At 74.9% G+C, this 22,575-nt stretch carries 16 protein-coding genes; 4 read left to right on the top strand and 12 right to left on the bottom strand.

Going from position 1 to position 22,575, the window contains the following annotated elements:
- Positions 1–169: 169 nt before the first annotated feature.
- From AC07BF_RS14635 to AC07BF_RS14605, 7 genes are all read right to left on the bottom strand, one after another.
- Positions 170–1,801: an AMP-binding protein gene (locus AC07BF_RS14635; protein ID WP_478333432.1), complete on the bottom strand. Its 1,632-nt coding sequence runs from the start codon at positions 1,799–1,801 to the stop codon at positions 170–172.
- Between the two features lie 139 nt (positions 1,802–1,940).
- On the bottom strand, positions 1,941–2,180 hold the full coding sequence (locus tag AC07BF_RS14630; protein WP_363585957.1) for a chaplin: 240 nt from the start codon (positions 2,178–2,180) through the stop codon (positions 1,941–1,943).
- A gap of 92 nt (positions 2,181–2,272) precedes the next feature.
- Positions 2,273–2,683, bottom strand: coding sequence for a hypothetical protein (locus AC07BF_RS14625; RefSeq protein ID WP_363585956.1), 411 nt, complete (start codon positions 2,681–2,683; stop codon positions 2,273–2,275).
- The gene (locus AC07BF_RS14620) at positions 2,680–5,247 is read right to left on the bottom strand and encodes an Hsp70 family protein (protein ID WP_400843258.1); all 2,568 of its coding nucleotides are present in this window, start codon (positions 5,245–5,247) and stop codon (positions 2,680–2,682) included. The genes AC07BF_RS14625 and AC07BF_RS14620 overlap by 4 nt, the downstream gene beginning before the upstream one ends.
- Positions 5,248–5,278: 31 nt before the next feature.
- Positions 5,279–6,028: a nucleotide exchange factor GrpE gene (locus AC07BF_RS14615; RefSeq protein ID WP_478333431.1), complete on the bottom strand. Its 750-nt coding sequence runs from the start codon at positions 6,026–6,028 to the stop codon at positions 5,279–5,281.
- Positions 6,025–6,450: a hypothetical protein gene (locus AC07BF_RS14610; RefSeq protein WP_350883251.1), complete on the bottom strand. Its 426-nt coding sequence runs from the start codon at positions 6,448–6,450 to the stop codon at positions 6,025–6,027. The genes AC07BF_RS14615 and AC07BF_RS14610 overlap by 4 nt, the downstream gene beginning before the upstream one ends.
- A 128-nt stretch (positions 6,451–6,578) precedes the next feature.
- Positions 6,579–10,724: a hypothetical protein gene (locus AC07BF_RS14605; RefSeq protein WP_478333430.1), complete on the bottom strand. Its 4,146-nt coding sequence runs from the start codon at positions 10,722–10,724 to the stop codon at positions 6,579–6,581.
- 242 nt (positions 10,725–10,966) lie between these two features.
- On the opposite strand from AC07BF_RS14605, the gene AC07BF_RS14600 reads away from it, so the two are divergent.
- Positions 10,967–12,757, top strand: coding sequence for a protein kinase domain-containing protein (locus AC07BF_RS14600; RefSeq protein WP_371516123.1), 1,791 nt, complete (start codon positions 10,967–10,969; stop codon positions 12,755–12,757).
- 173 nt (positions 12,758–12,930) lie between these two features.
- Here the strand turns inward: AC07BF_RS14600 and AC07BF_RS14595 are convergent, their stop codons facing one another.
- From AC07BF_RS14595 to metF, 3 genes are all read right to left on the bottom strand, one after another.
- On the bottom strand, positions 12,931–15,171 hold the full coding sequence (locus AC07BF_RS14595) for a heavy metal translocating P-type ATPase (protein WP_363627528.1): 2,241 nt from the start codon (positions 15,169–15,171) through the stop codon (positions 12,931–12,933).
- Positions 15,172–15,381: 210 nt separating this feature from the next.
- The gene (locus AC07BF_RS14590; protein WP_478333429.1) at positions 15,382–16,545 is read right to left on the bottom strand and encodes a permease; all 1,164 of its coding nucleotides are present in this window, start codon (positions 16,543–16,545) and stop codon (positions 15,382–15,384) included.
- Between the two features lie 103 nt (positions 16,546–16,648).
- Positions 16,649–17,587, bottom strand: coding sequence for a methylenetetrahydrofolate reductase [NAD(P)H] (metF, locus tag AC07BF_RS14585; protein WP_400803444.1), 939 nt, complete (start codon positions 17,585–17,587; stop codon positions 16,649–16,651).
- A 250-nt stretch (positions 17,588–17,837) separates the two neighbouring features.
- On the opposite strand from metF, the gene AC07BF_RS14580 reads away from it, so the two are divergent.
- Entirely contained in the window at positions 17,838–18,158 is a 321-nt protein-coding gene (locus tag AC07BF_RS14580) for a heavy-metal-associated domain-containing protein (RefSeq protein WP_363585948.1), read from the top strand.
- A gap of 96 nt (positions 18,159–18,254) precedes the next feature.
- Here the strand turns inward: AC07BF_RS14580 and AC07BF_RS14575 are convergent, their stop codons facing one another.
- Together AC07BF_RS14575 and AC07BF_RS14570 are read right to left on the bottom strand one after the other, a co-directional pair.
- Positions 18,255–18,797 (bottom strand): MOSC domain-containing protein, encoded by a 543-nt coding sequence (locus AC07BF_RS14575; RefSeq protein ID WP_363585947.1) that lies wholly within the window; start codon positions 18,795–18,797, stop codon positions 18,255–18,257.
- Positions 18,798–18,861: 64 nt separating this feature from the next.
- Complete coding sequence (locus tag AC07BF_RS14570) at positions 18,862–19,485, bottom strand: TetR/AcrR family transcriptional regulator (protein WP_363585946.1); 624 nt, start codon at positions 19,483–19,485, stop codon at positions 18,862–18,864.
- 105 nt (positions 19,486–19,590) lie between these two features.
- On the opposite strand from AC07BF_RS14570, the gene AC07BF_RS14565 reads away from it, so the two are divergent.
- The gene (locus AC07BF_RS14565; RefSeq protein WP_478333428.1) at positions 19,591–21,168 is read left to right on the top strand and encodes an FAD-dependent monooxygenase; all 1,578 of its coding nucleotides are present in this window, start codon (positions 19,591–19,593) and stop codon (positions 21,166–21,168) included.
- Between the two features lie 149 nt (positions 21,169–21,317).
- Complete coding sequence (locus AC07BF_RS14560; RefSeq protein WP_363585944.1) at positions 21,318–22,547, top strand: cytochrome P450; 1,230 nt, start codon at positions 21,318–21,320, stop codon at positions 22,545–22,547.
- The last annotated feature ends 28 nt before the right edge of the window (positions 22,548–22,575 follow it).

Genomic DNA, 22,575 nt, shown 5'->3' with positions numbered 1-22,575 from the left:
CCCACAAAAAGGGGCCGGAAGAGCCCGCAAAACGAGAAAAAAAAAAACCAAAACCCCCCCCCCCCCCCCCCAACCCACCCCCCCCCCCCCCGGGGCCGTTCGGCGTGTGCGGGCGGGCTCGGACCGGGCGGCGGTGGGGCGGCGGCCCGTCGACCGGTTGCGGGTCGGGTCAGAGGCCGAGCAGGCGCACGGCCTCCGCGCGCATCTCGACCTTGCGGACCTTCCCGGTGACGGTCATCGGGAACTCCTCGACCACGTGCACGTACCGCGGGATCTTGACGTGGGCGAGCCGGCCGGCGCAGTAGGTGCGGACGGTGTCGGCGGTGAGCGGCTCGGCGCCCGCGCGCATGCGGATCCACGCCATCAGCTCCTCGCCGTACCTGGCGTCGGGCACGCCGACGACCTGGACGTCGAGGACGTCGGGGTGGGTGTACAGGAACTCCTCGATCTCGCGCGGGTACAGGTTCTCGCCGCCGCGGATCACCATGTCCTTGATCCGGCCGGTGATGGCGAGGTAGCCGTCCTGGTCCATGACGGCGAGGTCGCCGGTGTGCATCCAGCGGGCGGCGTCGACGGCCTCGGCGGTGCGCTCGGGCTCGCCCCAGTAGCCGAGCATGACGGAGTAGCCGCGGGTGCAGAGTTCACCGGGCTCGCCGCGCGGGACGGTCCGGCCGGTGGCCGGGTCGACGACCTTGACCTCCAGGTGCGGGCCGACCCGGCCGACGGTGGAGACCCGGCGGTCGACCGTGTCGTCGGCGCGGGTCTGGGTGGAGACGGGCGAGGTCTCGGTCATGCCGTAGCAGATGGCGACCTCGGCCATGCCCATCCGGCCGATGACGTCCTTCATCACCTCGGCCGGGCAGGGGGAGCCCGCCATGATGCCGGTGCGCAGGCTGGTGAGGTCGTGGCGCGCGAAGTCCGGGTCGGCGAGTTCGGCGATGAACATGGTGGGCACCCCGTACAGCGAGGTGCAGCGCTCGGCGGCGACGGCGGCCAGGGTGGCGCCCGGGTCGAAGGAGGGTGCGGGGATCACCGTGCAGGCGCCGTGGGAGATGGCCGCGAGGTTCGCCATCACCATGCCGAAGCAGTGGTAGAACGGCACCGGGACGCAGATCCGGTCCTGCTCGGTGTAGTTGAGCAGTTCGCCGACGAAGTAGCCGTTGTTGAGGATGTTGTGGTGCGACAGGGTCGCGCCCTTGGGGGAGCCGGTGGTCCCGGAGGTGTACTGGATGTTGATCGGGTCGTCCGGCGCCAACTCCCGCTGCCGCTGCGCGAGAAGGCCGGGGTCGGCGCGGCGCCCGGCGGCGAGCAGGGCGTCCCAGTCGGGGCCGCCGATCAGCACCCTGCTCTCCAACTCGGGGCACCGGGGCCGCACTTCCTCGATCATTCCGGCGTAGTCGGAGGCCTTGAAGCGCTCGGCCGCGACCAGCAGGCGGATCCCGGCCTGGTTCAGCACGTACGCCAACTCGTGCGAGCGGTACGCCGGGTTGATGGTGACCAGGATCTCGCCGAGCTTGGCGGTGGCGTACTGGGTGAGCGTCCACTCGGCGCAGTTGGGCGCCCAGATGCCGACCCGGTCGCCCTTGGCGATGCCGAGGTCGAGCAGGCCCAGGGCCAACGCGTCGACGTCGGCGGCGAGTTCGGCGTACGTCCAGCGGCGGGCGGTGGCCCGGTCGATCAGGGCGTCCCGTTCGGGGAAGGCGCGCACCGCGCGGTCGAGGTTCTCCCCGATGGTGTCGCCGAGCAGCGGCACGTCCGAGGTGCCGGAGGCGTAGCTGCGCGGGGTCGGCGTAGTCGGCACGTTCTGGCTCCTGGGTGGGCGCGTGCGGGTCGGACCCCATGGTCTCCACCGCGTGCCCCGCGCCGCCACCCCCGAACGGGGGTGCGGACACGATGCTGGGGCCGTCCGTCGGGTGCGACGGACGGCCCCAGCAGTCGGGTCAGGCGTTGACGCAGGTGTTGCCGAAGGCCGGGTTGAGGATGCTGATGATGCCGATCGAGTTGCCGCAGACGTTGGCCTCGAGGTTGATCGGGATCTGGATCTGGTTGCCGGAGAGCACACCGGGGGAACCGAACGCGACACCGTTCGCGGTGGCGTCGCCCGCGGCGGCGGTGCCGGCACCGGCCAGGACGGCCACGGCGGCGAGTGCGGTGGCGGCGAGGGTGGTACGAATACGCATTGCGTCACTCCTTGTGAGGGCAGCGAACATCCATGTGACGAACACACTCGCACCGATCGAACTCGATGGCAGGCCGGGAACGGCCGAATTGGTCACTCAGAGGGCGTGTCGTCCTCCCGCTCCCCCGGCTCCGGCCCCGCGGACCCGGACGCGCTCACCCATTCCAGCAGGTCCCGGGCCGGTTCGAGCCCCGGTTCGGCCGCCACCGCGCGGTGCAGCAGTCCGAGCGCGAACGCCCCGTCGCCGGCCGCCAGCGCCGCCAGCGCCCGGTTGTAGTCGATCCGAGCGGCGTAACGCAGCCGGAACAGCACGCCGAGATCCTCCCGGCAGGACGGACAGCGCAGGCCCTGCGGGTCCGCCGGGACGGCGCACTGCGGGCAGAGCACCTCGATCGGCGGAACGTCGGCAGCCCGCCCGCCGATCGGGTGCACGTCGGCCGGGGACAGCTCGGACCGGTACACCTCGGACGGAGGTACCTCGGACGGAGTCACGTTGGAGTTCATCGCGGACCGGCCTCCTCCGGGCGGACCGGGCCGAGCGACTCCGCGAGCGGCTCGCTGCCCAGCTCCCGCTGCGCCTGCGCGTACAGCGCCAGCAGCGCCGAGCTGTGCTGGTTGGCGGCCTCCATGTTGGCCGACTCCACCGCCTCGTCCAGCCCGCGCAGCTCGGCCATGATCCGCTGGGCCAGCGCCGGCGAGACCATGTTCTGGTTGACGTAGACGTTGCACATGGTGAGCATCCGGAAGGTGTGCCCGAGCGAGTCGCACAGCTCGTCGGCCCGCTGGGCGGCGCGCATGGCGCCCTCCCAGTCGGCCGCCTCGCGGCGCAGCCGCAGGTCGGCGGCCACCGACCGCAGCCGGTCGAGGTCGCTCGGGTCGAGGTGCTTCTCGCAGTAGTGGATGAACAGGCTGAGGTACGCCTCCGAGCCGCGCACCCAGCGCTGGGCCTTCAGCTGGCGCTGGGCCCGCTCCAGCGCCTCGTCCACCGACTGGCCGCGGGTCTGGCCGGCGGCCAGGTCGTCCAGGCTGTCCATGAGGCGCTGCGCCTCGCGCATCTCGGCCTCGGTGAGCTCGCCGCCCCAGCGGTCGGTGAAGGTCTCGATCTGCCGCTGCTGCTCCTCGACCTGGACCTTGAGCTCGGGGTCCAGGGTGACGCGCTCCAGCTTGACGGTCTTCTCGCCGCCGCCCTGGATCCGCACCGACAGGGTGATGGTGCGGTCCCGGTCGAGACCGAAGGACACCTCCACCGGGGTGCGGCCGCCGAGCCCGGCGGGCAGCCGCAGGGTCAGGTGGCCGATCAGCTCGTTCTGCTGGGCGATCTCGTGCTCGCCCTCGTAGACCGCGATCTCCAGCCGCTGGCGGCCGCTGCCGGAGACCACGAACTCGCGGCTGACCGGCGAACTGGTCGGGTAGCTGGTGTTCTTGGGGATGATGACGGCCAGTCGGCCGTCGTTGAGCTCGATGCCGAGGTTCTTCGGGGTGATGTCGAACGGGTTGGTGACCTGCATCAGCTCGCCGCAGCCCTGGCAGGCCTCGCTGCCGGGCGGGTTGACCACGCCGCAGGCCGCGCAGCGCAGGCCGACGTCCTCGGCGGCGGTCGAGGCGACCCTGGTCTGCCCGGGTGCGGCGGAGTTGAGTGCCTCGCCGCACAGTTCGCAGGCGGTGACGCCGGGGGCGGCGGGTGTGCCGCAGCGCGGGCAGTTGTCGCTGCGTACGGCGGTGGCCGCCTGGGACTGCGCCGGGATGGCCGCGCCGGCGGCCGAACCGCCCAGCTCCTGGCCGCACTTGGGGCAGGCTCCGGCCTCGGCGTCGACCGGGAGGTGGCAGCCGGTGCAGGAGACCCGGGGCCCGCCGAGCAGCGTGGTGGCGCAGTTGGCGCAGTTGGAGGCGGAGAGGTCGCCGGGGGCCCGGCACTCGGGGCACTCCACCTCGCCGACCAGCGCGGACTGCACGGCCGCGCCGAGCGCCACGCACTGCATCGGGTTGACGCCGCGCCGGATCCGACGCGGCCCGAAGACCTCGCCGAGCCGCCGGGCCACCAGCGGGATCGCGGTGGAGCCGCCGACCAGCACCACCTCGTCGATGTCCCCGACGGTGAGGTTGGCCTGCATGATGGCCTTGTGGGTCAGCTCGATGGTGCGTTCGATCTGGGCCTCGATCAGCTCCTCGAAGCGGGCCCGCTCGAACTCCGTCTCCAGCACCAGCTGGCCGGCGCCGAGGCCGGGCAGGATCACCTCGGAGGCCTCCTGGTGGGAGAGCTCGATCTTGATGGTCTCGGCCGTGGAGGCGATCTTGGGGCGGTCCCGCAGGTCGGGCTGGTAGTCCGCGCCGTACTCCTCGCGGATGTCCTCCAGCAGTGCGGTGGTGATGGCCCGGTCGAAGTCGTCGCCGCCGAGCAGGTTGTCGCCCTCGATGCCGAGCACCGAGACCGAGCCGGGGACCAGCAGCAGGATGGAGATGTCGAAGGTGCCGCCGCCGAGGTCGTAGACCAGGACGGTCCGGCCCTCGTCGCCGGCCTCGGAGGTGATCCCGTAGGCGAGCGCGGCGGCGGTCGGCTCGTTGATGATCCGCAGCACGTGCAGGCCGGCCATCCGGCCCGCCTCCTGGGTGGCGGCGACCTGCCGTTCGCCGAAGTACGCGGGGACGGTGATGACGGCCCGGTGGAAGGGCTCGCCGAAGCGCTGCTCGGCGTCCTCCTTGAGGCGGTGCAGGATGATCGCGGAGATCTCGATCGGGGTGTAGGAGCGGCCGTTGAACCAGACGTTGACGTCGCCGTCGGTGCCTGCCGTGACCTTGTAGTCGACCTCCTTGAGGGCGGCCTGGACCTGCGGGTCCTTGAACTTGCGGCCCATGAAGCGCTTGACCGAGCGGATCACGTTGGCGCCGTCGATGGCGACCCGGCTGCGCGCCGTGGAGCCGACCAGCAGTTCGCCCTTGCGGCCGCTGCCGACCACGGAGGGCGTGGCCTCCTGGTTCTGCCGGTTGAAGATGATCTCCGGCTCGCCCCGGCGCAGGTGGGCCACCACCGAGTTGGTGGTGCCCAGGTCGATGCCGAGTGTGCGGTACATGTCGTTCCCCTCTTGCCCCTCGTGGTCCTGGCTACTTCTTCCGCTTGCGCCGGCCGCCCGCGGCCGTTCCCTTCCGGCGGGCCCGGGGCGGGGCCGCCGTGGCCCGGGCGGCGGGGTTCACCGGCGCGACGGCGGGTTCGGTGCCGCCGTCCTCCAGCTCGGTGTCCGCAGGTTCGGGATCCGCCGGTGCGGGATCCTCGGTGGGCCCGGCCTCCTCGGCCTCGGCCTGCTCCGGTGCGGGCTCCAGGGCCCGCTCGACGTCCTCCGCGAGGACCGGCTCCCCCACCGGGGCGGGCTCGGGCACCGCGGCGACGACGACCTGGGCGCGGCGCAGCACCTCCTCCTCCCAGAAGAACCCGGTGACCACCGTCCGGACGACCGTCTCCGGCGCCACTCCGGGACGCGGCTCGGTGCCGACGATCTCGGTCAGCGCCGGGTCCGCCGCCAGCCCCTCCAGCCGCATCGGGCGCACCCCGGCCTTGGCGAGGCGGCCGAGCAGCCGCCGGCGGGTGGCCTCGATCCCGGTGCCGCGCCCGAGCAGCACCAGCTCCCGGTCCAGGCCGAGCGCGGCGAGGGCGTCGTCCACCTCGACCAGGATGCCCAGCAGGTCCCGCTGGGTGGCCCGGGCGGTCTGCGCCTCCTCGGCCCGCAGGCGCTGCAGGAGGGAGGCCCGGTACAGCAGTTGGCTGAACGCCTGGTCGAGGTCGACCTCCAGGGCGCGCTGCGGGACGTCCAGCGGCCGGTGGCCGGCGGGCGCGGGAGCGGTCGGCGTGTCGGTCATTCGGGTACCTCGATCTGCGGCAGCACGGACAGGTCGGCCGCGTAGCGGGCGGGGACGGGCGGTTCGGGGTCGGCGCCGCCGGGGGCGGGTTCGGCGAAGTCGGCCGCCGCCTCGGCCCGGTGCAGCACCAGGAGGGCGGCGGCGGGCGGCAGCGGCGGGCGTTCGACGACCAGCAGCGGTTCGGCGAGGGCGGGCGCCAACAGTTCGGCGGCCTGGTCGACCGGCTCCGGCGGCAGGGGCCGCTGGAGGTCCAGCTCCAGCCGCCGGTCGGGGTTGCGCAGCAGGGCGGCGGCGTCCTGGATCTGCTGGCGACTGTAGCGGCCGGCCTTCATCGCCGGGCCGACGGCGAGGTTGATCTCGCGCACGCCGGCCGTGAGCGCAACGCCCAGGACCTCGTACGGCGACGGTTCGTGCAGTGGCATGGCGGGCGGCTTCTCTCCTCACGGCTGACGGGGACTCATGGATCGGTTGCGGCTCAGGGATTGGCTGCGACTGCGGATCAGGAACGGGTGCATGGGCTACGACGACGACGGCGGCGCCGCGGTTGCCGTCAGCGCAGCGCGCCGATCCTCCGTTGCAGGGCGCGCAGGTCGCGGTCGTCCGGGTTGTACTCGACGGCCTTGCCGATCAGCGAGCGGGCCTCCCGGAACTGGCGCAGGTTGGCCCGGCTGACGGCGTAGGAGCTGTAGACGACGCTGAGTTCGACGTGCAGCTTGGCGACGTCCTCCGGGGTGCGGGAGAGCGCGAGCGCCTCCTCCAGCAGCCGGATCGCGTCGCGGTAGCGGTGGGCCTCGTAGTGGCCGATGGCCTCGCCGCGCCAGACGCTGACCATCAGGCGGCGGATCTCGTCCGAGTCGTCGTAGGACCGGGCCTTCTGGAGCATGGCGGCCTGGGTGGTGAACGGGCTGCCCTGGAGGTTGTCCAGCATGTGGTTGGCCAGCATCACGGCGACCCGGCGCGGGGCCTCCTCCTCGGTGTCGCCGTCCCATTCCGGGTCGGCGCGCAGGGCTTGCGCCATCCGGTCGACGGCGAGGGCGCGGTGGTCCGCGAAGGCGGCGATGCGGGAGAGGTGGCGCAGCACGAAGGCGAGGCCGAGCCGGTGGTCCGGGTCGGGGTTGAGCGCGATCAGCTCCCGCCACGCGTCGGCGGCCTCCTCCAGTTCCGCTTCGGGGGCGTCGGGGCGGCTGAGCTGGCCGGCCCGGTTTCCGAGGGCGGCCTCCAGGAAGTGGACGGCGGTCGGGTCGCCGGGGGCGAGTTCCATGCTCTTGCGCAGCAGGACCAGGGCGCGGGGGTAGTCCTTGTCCTCGTTGTTGATCTTGCGGGCCCACTGGGCGTAGGTGGCGCCGAGGTCGCCGCGCACCTCGGGGTGGTCGGGGGCCAGCGCGAGGGCCTTCTCCAGGAGTTCGGTGGCGCCCGCCTGGTCGTCGTCGCTGCTCTTGAGCAGGGCGCGGGCGGCCCGGACGCCGGACTCGGCGGCGATCGCGGGCGCGTCGGCGGGCAGGACGGCGCCGGGCACGGCCCGGGCGCGGGTGAGGCAGTCCAGGGCCTCGCGCCAGTCCTGGTTGCGGTGGTGCTCGCGGGCCTCGCTGACCAGGCTCTCGCCGAGCAGGTCCCGCCAGCCCGTTCCGCGTTCGGCCTCGGGCACCGCGTCCAGGGCGCCGACGGCGGCGGCCTGGCGGCCCTGGAGGAGCAGGTAGCGCTGCGGGCCGAGGTCGCCGAACAGGCCGAGGGCCCTGGTCAGCGGGTGCCCGTCGGGAGTTTCCGGCTGCCGCCAGGCCCGTACGGCCTCGTCGAACCCGGCTGCCCAGGCCGCGAGTTCGGGCTCCTGGCGGAGCAGCCGGTCGAGCGCGGGGCCGAGGGCGAGGCGCCGGGCGGGGCGGCCGGGCAGGGCGATCCGGACGTCCTCCTGGGCGAAGGCTTCGGCGCTGCGCGCCTCCATGCCGAGGCGCAGGGTCCAGGCGGTGACCTCGTCGCCGGTGCGGCCGGCGGCCCGGTCCAGGGCGCGCAGGTCCTCGCGGAGGCGGTCGGTGAGCGCGCTGCGGGCGGTGGACATCCGCTGCGGTTCGGCCGGGCGGCCGGTGATCCGGGCGGACTCCGCCCACAGGTCGGGCTGGTGCAGGGCGGCGACCAGGCAGCCGAGCGTCCAGGTCCAGATCCGCTCGTCCGGCCCGGCGCCGTCCGGGCTCTCCGGGGCTTCCGGGCCTGCCTGGAGGGAGACCGCGAGCCGGTAGCCGGCCAGGCCGAGCGCGTGCAGCAGCCGGGGGTGGGCCGGGTCCTTGAGCAGCAGGGCGTGGTAGCCGTCCCAGGCCTCGCGGTGGCGGCCCTCGACGGCGTGCTGGTGGGCCTCGTGCTCGGCGAGCAGGACGAGCGCGGCGGCGGCCTGCGGCCGGCCCTGGGCGAGGGTGAGGGCCTGGCGCAGGTCGCCGGCCGCGCGTCCGGGCTCCCCGGCGTCGAGGGCGGCGCCGGCCCGGCGGATCAGGACGGCGCCGCGCGCGGCGGCCGCGTCCGCCGGCAGGTCGGCCAACGCCTCGTCCAGTCGGCCGAGTTCGGCCCGCAGCAGGGCGAGGTCCAGCCGTACGGACGCGGCGGCGGGGCTGTCGCCGAGGGCCTGCGCCCAGGCGGCGAGGACGGGTTCGGCCTGCTCGGGCACCCCGGCCCGGCGGGCGCAGTCCAGGACGGCGCGCAGTGCGGGGCCGACGCAGCGCACGCAACGCGGCGAGGCGCCGTCGGCGGGGCGGTGCAGGTGGGCGGCGCAGACCTCCCGGCCGCAGCCGGCGCAGGTGCCGGTGGCGGGGACGGCGGCTGGGCAGACGGCGCAGTCGGCCGTCGCGGGCTGCGGCGGTTCGGGGGCCTGGCCGGCGGTCAGGAAGTGGCGGTACCAGTCCAGTGCGGCGGCCCAGTTGCCGGCCCGTTCGGCGAGCAGTGCCCGCAGCCGGGCGAGGGCCGGGTCACCGGCCGGGTCGGGGGCGAGCGGGGCGAGCAGGGCGATGGTCTGGACCGGACGGCCGGTCAGCAGGGCGGCGGCGGCCATGTGGTAGCGGTCGCGCGGCCCGGTGGTGGCGTCGAGCAGGGTGCCCAGCGGTTCGGTGGAGCCCCCGGCCAGGGCGAGGGCGGCGCGCAGCCGGGCCTGCCGGTGGGTGACGGAGCCGGGCAGGGTGTCGGCGAGGGCGAGGGCGGCGGCGGCCCGCTCGCGGGGTTCGGGCCGGTCGCGGCCGGTGATCAGCAGGTGCGCGGCCTCGCGCAGGGCGGCCTCGCGCAGCGCGGCCCGGTAGCCGGGGGCGGCCGGGTGGTCGGCGGCGGCCTGCTGCCAGAACTCCCGGGCGGCCACCGGGTCGTCGGCCAGCCGGGTGCGGGCGAGCCGGTCGCGGGCCAGGGCCTGCCGTTCGCGCAGGTCCTCGTCGTGCAGCGGCTCCCATCGGGCCAGGGCGCCGGCCGGGTCGTCGGTGCGGGCGAGGGCGAGACCGTGGTGGAAGGCGGCGATCCGGGCCCAGCGGGAGTCCGGTTCGACGTCCGCCTCGGCGCCGAGGACGGGCGCGGCCTCGGCGGCCTGCCCGGCGGCGAGCAGGGCCGCGCCGAGCCGGACCCGGGCGGGGCGCCAGTCGGGGGCGAGGCCGAGGCCGGTGCGGTAGTCGGCGGCCGCCTCGGCGGGGCGCGCGGCCCGCTCGTGCACCAGGGCGAGGCCGAACCGGGCCGGGGCGAAAGAGGGTTGGACGGTCAGGGCGGCGGTGAACTGGTCCCGGGCCTGGTCGTCGGCGCCGAGCAGCAGGGCGAGCCTGCCGAGGGCGTAGCGGGGGCGGGCGTCGCCGGGGGTCTCGGTGGCGGCGGCCGCGAGGTCGGACCAGGCTGCGTCGGTGGCGCCGAGCCGCTGCCGGGCCAGGCCCCGGAAGAGCAGGCTCTCGGTGCGCAGCGCCGGGCCGCGCCCCCACGGGGAGGGCTCGCCGGGGCCCCGGCGCAGCGCCTCGTCGAAGGCGGCGACGGCGGGTTCGTCCTGGTGCAGGGTGAACAGCTGGGCGCCCCAGCGGAACCAGAGTTCGCCGCTGCCGCCGGGGGCGGCCGCGGCGAGCAGGGTCTCGGCCTCGGCGGCGCGGTCGGTGCCGCGCAGCAGGGCGGCCCGGGCCAGGACCGGCCAGTCCCGGCCGGGCAGTGCGGCCAGCGACCGGGTGGTGGCGCTCTCGCGCTGCTCGGGGGAGCCCTCGTGGCAGAGCCGTTGGAGCCAGTCCGTGGCGCGGGCGGCGGCTGCGGCCTCCTCGCCGGGTTCGGCGCCGTCGGCGGTGGCCTGGAGGAAGGCGAGCAGCGGCCCGAGGTCGCCCTCGGGGGCGGATATCCGCTCCTCGGCGAGGCGGTGCAGGCTCCACCGGGGCAGTTGCCGGGCCGGGTCGGCGAGCAGCGGGAAGGCCTCGCGGTGCAGGGCGAGGGTGGCCTGCTGGTCGCCGGTGGGGACGGTGGCCTCGGCCTGGCCGAGCAGGGCGAGGCCGCGTTGCGGGCGCAGTTCCTCGGGGCCGGCGGCGAGCCGTTGGGCGAGGCGCGCGTAGCGGCGACGGGCCTGCGGGGCCTTGCCGGCGGCGAGCCGTTCGGCGGCCGCGGCCAGGGCCTTGGCCACGGCCTGGGCGTCCAGGCTCCGTCGGCGGCGGGCCAGTACGACGGCTGCCGCACCGGCCAGTGCCACCACGATCAGCAGCACCGCGAGCTGCACCATGCACCGTCCCCCTGCGTCTGGAAATACGCCACTCGATGATCAACACGCGGTGTGTGATCATGACTTGACGCTGATTCGATGTTGCTCGGGCGCCCATCAGAATAGGCCCTCCACCGGACAGACGAACAGAATTGAGCACTATCCTGGGCGACGCAGCGGAAGCGGTGCGAGAACCACCGCGCGGGAACCGGCCCGAGGCCGGGTCAGGGCGAACAGGCCAACAGGGTCCAGTCGGGGGATGCGTGTCCGAGTCGCGTTGGGTGCCCGGGCTCCGGTTCGGGCCGGAGTTCGACCCCGAGCAGTACGAGCTCCTGGAATTCCACCACCGGGGCGGCGAGGCCGAGGTGTGGCGGGCGGTGCGGACCGGCCACAGCGGGCTCAAGGAACTCGTCGCCGCGAAGATCATGCTGGAGCGCGACCCCTCCGAGGTGCGGCGCTGGCTCGGCCGCTGGGACGACGTCTCGCACAACGCCCACCGCCTGGACGTGACCGACCTGGTGGTGCCCAGCTTCCTGCTCGGCCCCTCCCCGCACCGGCCCGGCGCCGCGCCCTCCGCCGGGCTGCTCGGCTACCAGATCTCCCCCTGGGTCGAGGGCGTGCCGCTGCACACCTGGGCCCGCACCCAGCGCGGCGGCCCGGCGGCGGTGGCCGAGGTGCTGGCCCGGCTCTGCCGGATCGTCGACGAACTGCACCGCAAACGCTGGGTGCACCGCGACATCTCCCCCGCCAACGTCCTGGTGGACGCCCAGAACCAGGTCAAACTGATCGACCTGACCTTCCTGGCCCCGCTCGACCACACCCTCACCGTCGCGGTGTTCACCCCCGGGCACGTCCCGCCGGAGGCCGAGCAGGTCGGCGGCTTCCCCACCACCGCCAAGGACCTGTTCGCGGTCGGCACCCTCGCCCGCACCCTGCTGCTGCCCGACCACGGCCGGCTCGACCACCGGCTCGCCGCCGAACAGGCCCGCGCCGAACTCCTGGCCGCCGGCTACGGCGAGGACCTGGCGCGCTGGGCCTGCGAACCGCTCGCCCGCGAACCGGACCGCCGCCCCTCCCCGCTCGGCCCCTGGGTGGGCCGCGGCCGCGAACTCCTGCGCTCCCGCCGGCCGGTGGCGCGCACCGCGGGCCTGGCCGTCCTGCCCGACCGGGCCGGCCGGCCGCTGCTGGTCACCGGCGGCGCCGACGGCACCGCACTGGCCGGCCCCGGACACCACGGGCAGCGCCTGCCGGCCGGCCAGGGGCCCGGCCCGGTCAGGGAGTTGCTGGCCGGCTGGGCCGGCGGCCAGGGCGAACTGGTGGTCTGCGCCGAGGACCGCGGCGGGACGCTCTGGGTCGGCACCTCGGCCGGCTGGTGGGAGGCCGCGCGCGGCGTCAGCGGGCTCGCCGGGGCGGTCAACTCCGCCGGGGAGATGACGGTCTGGACGGCGGCCGGCGGCGCCCTGCGCTCCTACCGCTGGGCGCCCGGCCTCACCCTCACCGGCCAGGAGCTGCCCGGCTGCCCGGCCGACCGGGTGCTCGCCGCCCTGGAGGAGCGGGCCGGATCCTGGCTGGTCCTGGTCGAGCACCGGGAGCGGGTGCTGAGCTGGCGACCGGGCTCGGCGCAGGGCCCCGCCCCGCTGGGGCCGCCCGGCGCCCTGCGCGCCGGGGCGCTGGCCCGCACCTCCGCCGGCCCGCAGGCCGCGACGCTGCGCCCGGACGGCTCCGTCCAGCTGCACACCCTCGGCACGGCCGGCACGGCCCCCGAGATCGGCGACGGCGAGCCCTCCCTCGGCGTCGCGATGGCCGGCCACCGGGGCGGCCCGACGGTGGCGCTGGCCGGCGCGGGCGGCGTCCGGCTGCGACTGCCGGCCGGCGGCGCCTCCCGGCGTCCGCGCTGGTGGCGGCCGACGCTGCGCCCGGCCACCCGGGTCGCGCTCGCGATGGGCGAGGACTGGCGGCTGTGCCTGGCCGCGGTGGTGGAGGGCGAGTTGCAGTGCTGGCAGGAGGACGCGGCGTACCGGTGGCAGGCGGTGGCGCTGCCCGAGCAGGGCTGAGCGGGGCTTCGCGGGGCTGAGCGGAGTGTCCGGCGACAGGCCGGGGCCCGGGATGCGCCGGGGCCCCGGAACCTGGTGCGGTTCCGGGGCGCCGGCGGCTCGGGCGGGTCCAGCAGGGTGGGCGGTTCGGCGTTCGAACGGTCAGCGTTCGAACGGTCAGCGTTCGAACGGGCTCAGCGGAAGCGGCGCAGCCGCAGGCTGTTGCCGACCACGAAGACCGAGGAGAAGGCCATCGCGGCCCCCGCGATCATCGGGTTGAGCATCCCGGCCGCGGCCAGCGGCAGGGCGGCGACGTTGTAGCCGAAGGCCCAGAACAGGTTGCTCTTGATGGTGGCCAGGGTCTTGCGGGAGAGCCGGATGGCGTCGGCTGCCGCCAGCAGGTCGCCGCGGACCAGGGTGAGGTCGCCGGCCTCGATCGCGGCGTCGGTGCCGGTGCCCATGGCCAGGCCCAGGTCGGCCTGGGCGAGGGCGGCCGCGTCGTTGACGCCGTCGCCGACCATCGCCACGACCCTGCCCTCGGCCTGGAGCCGCTTGACGGTCTCCACCTTGTCCTGCGGCATGACCTCGGCGATGACGTGCTCCGGGGCGATGCCGACCTCGGCGGCGACGGCCTCGGCGACCGCCCGGTTGTCGCCGGTCAGCAGCAAGGGGGTCAGGCCCAGGCCGCGCAGCCGGGCGATCGCCTCGGCGCTGGTCGGCTTGACCGCGTCCGCGACCTCCAGGACGGCCCGGGCCTCGCCGTCCCAGCCCACCGCGATCGCGGTCCGCCCGGCCGCCTCGGCGGCGCGCTTGGCCGCGGCCAGGCCCTCCGGCAGGTACTGCGACCAGTCGTTCAGCAGCGCCTCCCGGCCAGCGACCACCGCGTGGCCGTCGACCACGCCCTGGACGCCCAGGCCCGGTACGTTCTCGAAGCCCTCGACCGCGGGCAGCTCACCGGCCTCGGCGGCGGCGGTGGCGATCGCCCGGGCGATCGGGTGCTCGGAGGCGTGCTCCAGGGCGCCGGCCAGGCGCAGCGCCTCGGCCTCGCCGACGCCCTCGGCGGTGTGCACGGCGAGCAGGGTCATCCGGCCGGTGGTGACGGTGCCGGTCTTGTCCAGGACGATGGTGTCGACCTTGCGGGTGGACTCCAGCACCTCCGGGCCCTTGATCAGGACGCCCAGCTGGGCGCCGCGGCCGGTGCCGACCAGCAGCGCGGTCGGGGTGGCCAGGCCCAGGGCGCACGGGCAGGCGATGATCAGCACCGCGACCGCTGCCGTGAAGGCGGCGGTCCAGCCCTCGCCGGTGCCCAGCCAGTAGCCGAGGGTGGCCACCGCCAGGACGATCACGATCGGGACGAAGACGGCGGAGATCCGGTCGGCGAGGCGCTGGGCGGCGGCCTTGCCGTTCTGGGCGTCCTCGACCAGCCGGGCCATCCGGGACAGCTGGGTGTCCGCGCCGATCCGGGTGGTCTCGACGACCAGCCGGCCGCCGGCGTTGACGGTGGCGCCGGTGACCTGGTCGCCGACGGAGACCTCGACCGGTACGGACTCGCCGGTGAGCATCGAGGCGTCCACCGCCGAGGCCCCCTCGGCCACCACGCCGTCGGTGGCGATCTTCTCGCCGGGCCGCACCACGAACCGGTCGCCCACGGCCAGACCGCCGACCGGGATCCGGACCTCGGCCCCGCCGCGCAGCACGGTGACGTCCTTGGCCCCCAGTTCCAGCAGCGCCCGGAGCGCGGCGCCCGCGGTGCGCTTGGAGCGGGCCTCGAAGTAGCGGCCGGCCAGGATGAAGGCGGTGACGCCGGCCGCCGCCTCCAGGTAGATGTTCGACGGGCCGTCGCTGCGGGCGATGGTCAGCTCGAAGCCGTGCCGCATGCCCGGCATTCCGGCGTCGCCGAGGAACAGCGCCCACAGGGACCAGAGGAACGCGGCGCCGGTGCCGAGCGAGACCAGGGTGTCCATGGTCGCGGCGCCGTGCTTGAGGTTGGTCCAGGCGGCGCGGTGGAACGGCCAGGCGGCGTAGGTGACCACCGGAGCGGCCAGCACCAGCGACAGCCACTGCCAGTTGTCGAACTGCAGGGCCGGCACCATCGCCATCGCGATCACCGGCACCGCGAGCGCCACCGCCGTGACCAGCCGCTGGCGCAGCGGGGCGAGTTCGTCGGCCGGCTCGGCCTGCCCGGCCGGGCCTTCGGCGGCCGGCGGCTTCGGCAGCGCGGCGCTGTAGCCGGTGGCCTCGACGGTGGCGATCAGGTCGGCGACGTCGACGCCCGCGGGGAAGGCGACCTTCGCCTTCTCGGTGGCGTAGTTGACGCTCGCCGAGACGCCGTCCATGCGGTTCAGCTTCTTCTCGATCCGGGCCGCGCACGAGGCGCAGGTCATGCCGCCGATCGAGAGTTCCACCTCCGTGGAGGCGGGTGCCTGGGTGGTCATCGTTGCTCCTCGTGACAGTCGTCGTTCCGGGAACGCGCTGAGCGTCTCCGGTCCGGCCTCTATACCCTAGGTGGGTATCGGTCGGCGTCGGGTTCCTTTATACCCCCTAGGGGTACCCGAGGCAACCATGGACCGATACCCCCGGCTGGTATTTTCCGGTCAGGCGATCCGCCCGGCCCGAAACCCCCGGGAGGTACCCGCTGCCGGGCGTCAGCGCTGGTCGTGCCGGTGCCCGTCCCCGGCCGCGGGCTCGCCGCCCATCATCCGGAGCATGGCGCGGCCACCGGTGCGCAGGAAGCGGGCGAGCAGGGCGGCGGCGAGGAGCAGGAAGGCGATGTTCAGCCAGGTGGTGTAGTTCCACTCGATGCCCGCCATCGGGATCTCGGCCTCGCGCCGGTCGGGGACCAGGCCGAGCGCGCCGAAGAGGAACTCGACGGTGTAGCCGGCCACCACCATGGCCGCGTAGAAGGTGCCGAGCAGGAACAGGGCCGTCCGGCGCCCGTAGTACTTCCGGTAGATGTTGAGGATCGGCAGGATCAGCAGGTCCGCGAAGATGAACGCGACGACCCCGCCGAAGCTGATCCCGCCCTTCCACAGCACCACCGCGAGCGGCACGTTGCCGATCGAGCAGACGAAGGACGCCATCGCCACCACCGGACCGACCAGCGGACCCCACAGCCGGCCGGCGAGCGGGTGGTCGGCGAAGAAGAAGGCCTGCCAGAAGGAGTCCGGCACCCAGGCGGCGATGGCACCGGCGATGAGCAGCCCGAGGACGAGGTCCTTGAGGATGGCCGCCCACTCCATCACGAACACATGCGACACGGCCGTGACGCCCCGCCGGGACAGCAGCCGCCGGGCGAAGGAGCCCTCCCCGGCGACGGACATGTCCATCGCCGCGTGGCCCTCCATCGAGCCGGCCAGGCCGCGTTCCGCCTGGGCGCGGGCCTCGCGCAGCAGCCGGTCACGCAGCAGCAGCCGGAAGAGCAGGGCGAGGACGAGGATCATCACCGGCCCGCCGACGAACTCGGCCGCCGTGAACTGCCAGCCGAGCAACAGGGCCAGGATGACGCCGAGTTCGACGACCAGATTGGTCGAGGCGATCTCGAAGGCCATCGCGGCGGTGAAGTCCGCGCCCTTGCGGAACAGCGAGCGGGCGAGGGCCACGGCCGCGTACGAGCAGGAGGAGGAGGCCGCGCCGAGGAGCGCGGCGACGCCGAGGGTGCGGGGGCGGTCGTCGCCGAGCAGCCGGACGACGGTGGACTTGCGGACGACGGCCTGGACGACGGCGGAGAGCAGGAAGCCGAGGATCAGCGCCCAGGTGATCTCCCAGGTCATCGATCCGGCGATGGACAGCGCGTGCAGGATCGCGTGCATGGTGGGTCCGCCTTCCCTGGTGCCCCGGGTTCGCCAGCGCCGAGCACCATATACCCGTACCGGGTATCACCCCTCGCACCTCGCCGGGGGCGGCACTCCCCCGTCAGGCCGCCGCCAGCGGGGCCGGCCGCGCCGGCCGGTCCAGCCCGAGGTTGCGGTGGATCTCCAGGGCCGCGGTGGAGCGGTTCAGCGTGATGAAGTGCAGGCCGGGCGCACCCTCGCGGAGCAGGCGCTCGGCCATCCGGGTGGCGTGGTCGACGCCGATGCGGTGCGCGGCCGGCCGGTCGCCGCGGGCCGCCTCCAGCCGTGCGGCCAGGCCCGCCGGGAAGGAGGCGCCGCTGAGTTCGGCGAAGCGGGCGATCTGGCGGACGTCGGTGGCCGGCATGATCTCCGGGATGACCGGGGTGTCGCAGCCGGCCTCGGCGAGCCGGTCGCGCAGCCGCAGGTAGTGCTCGACGTCGAAGAACATCTGGGTGACGGCGTAGTCGGCGCCCGCCCGGCACTTGGCGACGAAGTGCCGGATGTCGTCCGCCCAGTCCGCCGAGCGCGGGTGGCGCTCCGGGAAGGCCGCCACCCCGACCGTGAACGCGCCGCAGCCCTTGACCAGTTCGACCAGTTCGGCGGCGTGCCGCAGGCCCCGGGGGTGCGGCTGCCAGACGCCGTTCGGGTTGCCGGGCGGGTCGCCGCGCAGGGCGAGGACGTCGCGGATCCCGACGTCCGCGTAGCGGCGCAGGACGGCCTGGAGCTCGGCGGTGGAGTGGCCGACGGCGGTCAGGTGGGCCACCGGCCGCAGCGTGGTCTGGGCGGCGATCCGCTCGGTGGTCTCGATGGTGCGGTCGCGCGAGGAGCCGCCGGCGCCGTAGGTGACGGAGACGAAGGTCGGCGCGACCGCCTCCACCCGCCGGATCGCGGCCCACAGGGAGCGCTCACCGGCGTCGTCCTTGGCCGGGAAGAACTCGAAGGAGTACGTCCGCTCGCCGGCCGCCAGGATCTCGCGCAGTCCGCGCGGCCCGCGCGCTCCGGGTCGGGTGGTGTGGTCCATGGGGTGTCACCTCGGGTGATGGGATCGGCCGCCTGCCGGCGCCGGCCGCCGGGATGCGGGCGGCCGCTTCCACCCTGCCGGAAGGGCGCAACGAGAGTGCCACAAGGATCAGTTGACGATCGGTCGAGTCCGTTCGCAGCCGTCGCGGGCGGCGCCCTCAATTACCCCTGGGGGGTATGGTACGTTCTCCAGGCGAAGCGGCCGGCCGCACCCGCGGCCGGCGCCGGGCACTGATGACAGGAGCACCCCCATGTCCGAGACCACCGTCGCCGTCGAGTCCCCCGCCGCCGAGACCACCGCCTCCTGCTGCGGCTCCTGCGGCACCGGCGCCACCGAGGCCCCCGCCACCGGGACCGCCGGGCGGGCCGTCTTCCAGGTGAAGGGCATGACCTGCGGCCACTGCGTCACCTCGGTGACCGCCGAACTGCGGAAGATCGACGGCATCACCGACGTCGCCGTGGACCTCGCCACCGGCAAGGTCACCGTCGACAGCACCCTGCCGCTCGCCGACGAGGCCGTCGCCGCCGCCGTGGACGAGGCCGGCTACGACCTGGTCGGCCGCCTCGGCTAGGCCCTGTCGGCCGAACGCCCCCGGCGGCAGGGCCGTCGGGGGCGTTCGGTGTACGGGGCGGGGGTATGCCTGGCGGGATGCGGGCCGGGCAGCCGGTCAGACCCGGTCGAGCGGGCGGTGCGGGCCGGGCGGCAGCTCCACCGAGATCGCGTCGCCGGGAAGGACCGGTCCGCCCGCGCGCACGATGGTCATGATGCCGGCCCGGCGGACGACGGCGCCGTTCTCGTCACGCCCGACGACCTGCTTCAACAGCCCCTGCCGGTAGGCGTCGATCTGCCGGCACGGATTGCGCAGGCCGGTGACCTCCAGCACCGCCTCGGGGCCGATCCGCAGCACCGCGCCGACCGGCAGGCCGAGCAGGTCGAGGCCCCGGGTGGTGATGTTCTCGCCGAGCGCGCCCGGCGCCACCGCGAAGCCCGACTCGCCGAGTTCGGTGAGGAGCTCCTCGTGGATGAGGTGGACCTGGCGCAGGTTGGGCTGGTCCGGGTCCTGGGCGACCCTCGAACGGTGCTTGACCGTCACCCCGGCGTGCACGTCCCCCTCCACCCCGAGCCCGGCGAGCAGCACGATGCCGTCACGGTTCGGCTTGGTGAACGAGTACTCGGCGCTGCTGCTGACCGCCACCACGCTGCCGCTCATGCGCGGACCCCTTTCGCGTACGGATGTTCGACCGGCTCCGAGCATAGGACCCCGGCCTCGCGGGTCAGCCCGCGGAGGGCGCCCTGAGCAGCGGCAGGACGACCTCGTCGAGGATCTCGTCGACGACGTGGTCGGGCGGGACGCCGCCGCCGAGCAGGGCGGCCTCGCGCAGGAGGTCGAGCGGGAGGGAGCAGGTGCGGGGGGTGAGCCGCGCGGGGTTGATCTCGCCCCGGTCGGCGGCGCGGCGCAGCATCGCCGTCAGGCCGCCCACCGGCCCCTGGGAGACCAGCCTGCGGAAGTGCTCGCGCAGTTCGGGGTCGCGCATCAGGTCGACCAGGAGGCCGTGCACGGCGTCCTGCGGCAGGTCGTCGAAGCGGTGCAGCAGCCTGCGCAGGAAGAGCGAGAGGTCGGCCCGCAGTTCGCCGGTGTCGGGCGGCTCCCGGTAGTCGGGGGCGTTGCGGCCGAGGGCGGCGACGACCAGCGCGGCGCGGTTGGGCCAGCGGCGGTAGAGCACCGGTTTGCTGGTCCGGGCGCGGGCGGCGACACCGTCCATGGTGAGCCGGTCGTAGCCGTGGTCGGCGAGTTCGGCCCAGACGGCGTCGAGGATCGCCTGTTCCAGTTCGTCGCCGCGCCGGCGGGAGGCCCTGCCGCCCGCCGGTCCGTCCTCCGTTGTGCTGCCGGTCGTCACCGAGGTCCGCACCCATCCTTGTAGATACGTTGCGTTTCTTATCGGGCCGAGTCTACAGTCGAGATTAAGAAACGATTCGTATCTTATGTCGAGGAGGGGCCCGCCATGAGCACTGCCCGTACGACCGACGTCCTCGTGGTCGGCGCCGGCCCGGTCGGACTGACGCTCGCCGTCGGACTGGCCCGCGCGGGGGTCGACTGCCGGATCATCGAACGGGACCCGGCCTTCCGCGACCGCGGCGTCCGCGGCAAGGGCGTCAACCCCCGGACGCTGGAGATGTTCGACGACCTCGGCGTGGCCGGCGAGATCCTCGCCCGCGGCGACCTCAACCTCAAGATCCGCAGCTACCGGGGCGACCGGCTCCGCCACGAGGTCGACCCGGCACCCGCCAACGCCCCGACCCCCGACCGCCCTTACGGCGGCCTGCTGATGCTCGCCCAGCACCACACCGAGGCCGTGCTGCGCGACCGGCTCGCCGACTACGGCGTCACGGTCGAACTGGACACCGGGCTCGTCGACCACACCCAGGACGGGGACGGCGTCCTCGCCATCGTCCAGCACGGGGAGCGCGCCGGGGCCGCCACCGAGCGGATCGCCGCCCGCTACCTGGTCGGCTGCGACGGCGGCCGCAGCACCGTCCGCAAACTCGCGGGCATCCCGTTCCTCGGCGAGACCTGGGAGGAGGAGCGCTTCCTGATGGCCACGATGCGCCTGGACGGGTTCGCGCCGGACGCCCTGCACGTCTGGGACGACCCCCGGTTCGGCGTCGGCGCCCTGGTACTGGTCCCGCTGCGCCAGGACGACACCTGGGCCGTCCACGCCTCCGTCACCCCCGACGGGCACGGGCGGCTGCCCGCCCCCACCCTGGACACCTTCCGGCAGCTGTTCGCCGAACGGGCCGGCCTGCCCGGCGCCCGGCTGCACGAGCCGACCTGGTCCACCGTCTGGCGGCCGACCGTACGCATGGTCGAGCGCTACCGCGAGGGCCGGGTGTTCCTCGCCGGGGACTCCGCCCACTGTCAGTCCGCGGCCGGCGGCCAGGGCATGAACACCGGCATCCAGGACGCGCACAACCTCGGCTGGAAGCTGGCGGCGGCGCTGCGCGGCGCCCCCGACCCGCTCCTCGACAGCTACCAGGCCGAACGGCTGCCCGTCGCCCGCGCCGTCCTGGCCGCCTCCTCCGCCCAGCACCGGGCACTGTTCAGCGGCGACGGCGGGGCCCGGGCCCTGACCGACCAGCTCCTCAGCCTGGCCAACTCGGCCGGCGCCGACCTCACCGGGCTGTCCGTCCACTACCGGGGCGGGCCGCTCGGCCGCGACCTGGACGACGCCACCGGCATCCGCGCCGGGGACCGCGCCCCGGACGCGCCCTGCGCCACCGCCGACGGCGCCCCCACCCGCCTGTTCGACCTCTTCCGCGGCCCGCACGCCACCCTGCTGGCCTTCGGCGAGCACCCCGCCCTGACCGCCCTGCCCGACCTCCCGGGCGTGCACCGGGCCGGCGTCCTCGACCCCGGCGGCCACGCCCGCCGCGCCTACGGGATCGACGGCGACGCCGTCGTACTGGTCCGCCCCGACGGCCACGTCGGGCTCACCGCGGGGGCGGTCGACCCGGCCGCGCTCACCGCCCACCTGCGCGACCTCGGGCTGGCCGACCGACGGACCGGCCCACTGACGGGCTGACGGGCCGGGCCCGGTGAAACCCTGACCGGGGGAGGTGGAATCGCTACCATCGGGACCAACGGGACAAGCAGCAGCGGAATCCAACGATCTACGTAAATAAGACAGTTGGATTCTCATCCCGCGCCGGACCGCCGACCCCGAAGGGACCCATGTCCACCGCCGCACCCGCCCTCCCCCCGTTGCACCGACTCCCCGTCACCCCCGCCCAGCCGCCCCACCCCACCACCCTCCCCGACGGCACCCCCGCCTGGCTGGTCACCCGCTACCACGACGTCCGCCAGACCCTCACCGACCCCCGCTTCACCCGCGGCGACCTGGCCACCGTCGGCACCCCCGGCGGCGGCGCCGACGTCTCCAGCAACCCGGCGTCGATGTTCAACCAGGACGGGCCGGAACACCGCCGGCTGCGCAGCACCGTCCAACGGGCCTTCACCGCGCGCGCCATCGCCGGCTGGCAGCCCTGGGTCGCGGAGAGCGTCCAGCAGGCCGTCGACGCCCTCGCGGCCGGCGGCACCCCCGCCGACCTGGTCACCGCCTTCACCCGGCCGGTGCCCTTCGCCGTCACCAGCCGCCTGATGGGGCTCGACGGCGACGGCCCGGACCGCCTCGACGAGCAACGGCTCCGCCGCTGGACCAGGGCGATCCTCGCCGACGGCACCCCGGACGACGGCGGCACCCCGGACGACAGTGGCGACGCGGCGGACGGCACCCTGGACCCGGCCGAGGCGCTCGCCGAATACGCCGCCTACACCGGCGAGTTGATCGCCCGCCGCCGCCACCACCCCGGCGAGGACCTGGTCAGCCGCCTCGTCCAGGCCGCCGACCAGGACGGCGGCGTCCCCGAGGAATCACTCGTCTACCTGGTCTGCGGGCTCACCGCCAGCGGCAACGAGAGCGTCACCGGCGCCCTCGGCAACGCCCTCGTCTACCTGCTCGGCGAACGCCCCGAGCAGTGGCCCCGACTCGCCGATCCCGACACCACCGAACGCGTCACCGAACGACTCCTCCACTTCATCCCGCTCGGCGACGACGAGGCCACCACCCGGCGCGCCACCGAACCGGTCGACCTCGGCGGCGTCCGGATCCCCGCCGGCGCCGTCCTCGCCGTCAGCCTCGGCAGCGCCAACCGCGACACCGCCGTCTTCCCCGAGGGCCTCGACGCCGGCCTCGACCACCCGCTGCCCGCCCCGACCCTCGCCTTCAGCGCCGGCCCCCACTACTGCCTCGGCGCCTGGCGGATGCGCCTGGAAATGCGCGAATCCCTCCGCCGCCTCGCCGCCGCCCTCCCGGGCCTGCGCCTCACCACCCCCGTCGACCGGCTCACCTGGCAACTCGGCACCACCACCCGCAGCCCCGCCCACCTGCCGGTCACCTGGTAGCCGGGGGCGCCGGGCCGCCCGCAGCGAG

This window comes from Kitasatospora sp. NPDC043950 (assembly GCF_056435345.1).
Note: the sequence above shows the minus strand (reverse complement) of the source record. Positions and strands in the feature narration are given on the sequence as shown.

What these genes read in the sequence shown, in the direction of transcription:
- AC07BF_RS14590 (WP_478333429.1), bottom strand. Translation starts at nt 16,545, where the DNA reads ATGCACGCGATCCTGCACGCGCTGTCCATCGCCGGATCGATGACCTGG.
- AC07BF_RS14595 (WP_363627528.1), bottom strand. Translation starts at nt 15,171, where the DNA reads ATGACCACCCAGGCACCCGCCTCCACGGAGGTGGAACTCTCGATCGGC.
- AC07BF_RS14560 (WP_363585944.1), top strand. Translation starts at nt 21,318, where the DNA reads ATGTCCACCGCCGCACCCGCCCTCCCCCCGTTGCACCGACTCCCCGTC.
- AC07BF_RS14625 (WP_363585956.1), bottom strand. Translation starts at nt 2,683, where the DNA reads ATGAACTCCAACGTGACTCCGTCCGAGGTACCTCCGTCCGAGGTGTAC.
- AC07BF_RS14605 (WP_478333430.1), bottom strand. Translation starts at nt 10,724, where the DNA reads ATGGTGCAGCTCGCGGTGCTGCTGATCGTGGTGGCACTGGCCGGTGCG.
- AC07BF_RS14580 (WP_363585948.1), top strand. Translation starts at nt 17,838, where the DNA reads ATGTCCGAGACCACCGTCGCCGTCGAGTCCCCCGCCGCCGAGACCACC.
- AC07BF_RS14620 (WP_400843258.1), bottom strand. Translation starts at nt 5,247, where the DNA reads ATGTACCGCACACTCGGCATCGACCTGGGCACCACCAACTCGGTGGTG.
- AC07BF_RS14610 (WP_350883251.1), bottom strand. Translation starts at nt 6,450, where the DNA reads ATGCCACTGCACGAACCGTCGCCGTACGAGGTCCTGGGCGTTGCGCTC.
- AC07BF_RS14630 (WP_363585957.1), bottom strand. Translation starts at nt 2,180, where the DNA reads ATGCGTATTCGTACCACCCTCGCCGCCACCGCACTCGCCGCCGTGGCC.
- AC07BF_RS14615 (WP_478333431.1), bottom strand. Translation starts at nt 6,028, where the DNA reads ATGACCGACACGCCGACCGCTCCCGCGCCCGCCGGCCACCGGCCGCTG.
- AC07BF_RS14565 (WP_478333428.1), top strand. Translation starts at nt 19,591, where the DNA reads ATGAGCACTGCCCGTACGACCGACGTCCTCGTGGTCGGCGCCGGCCCG.
- AC07BF_RS14575 (WP_363585947.1), bottom strand. Translation starts at nt 18,797, where the DNA reads ATGAGCGGCAGCGTGGTGGCGGTCAGCAGCAGCGCCGAGTACTCGTTC.
- metF (WP_400803444.1), bottom strand. Translation starts at nt 17,587, where the DNA reads ATGGACCACACCACCCGACCCGGAGCGCGCGGGCCGCGCGGACTGCGC.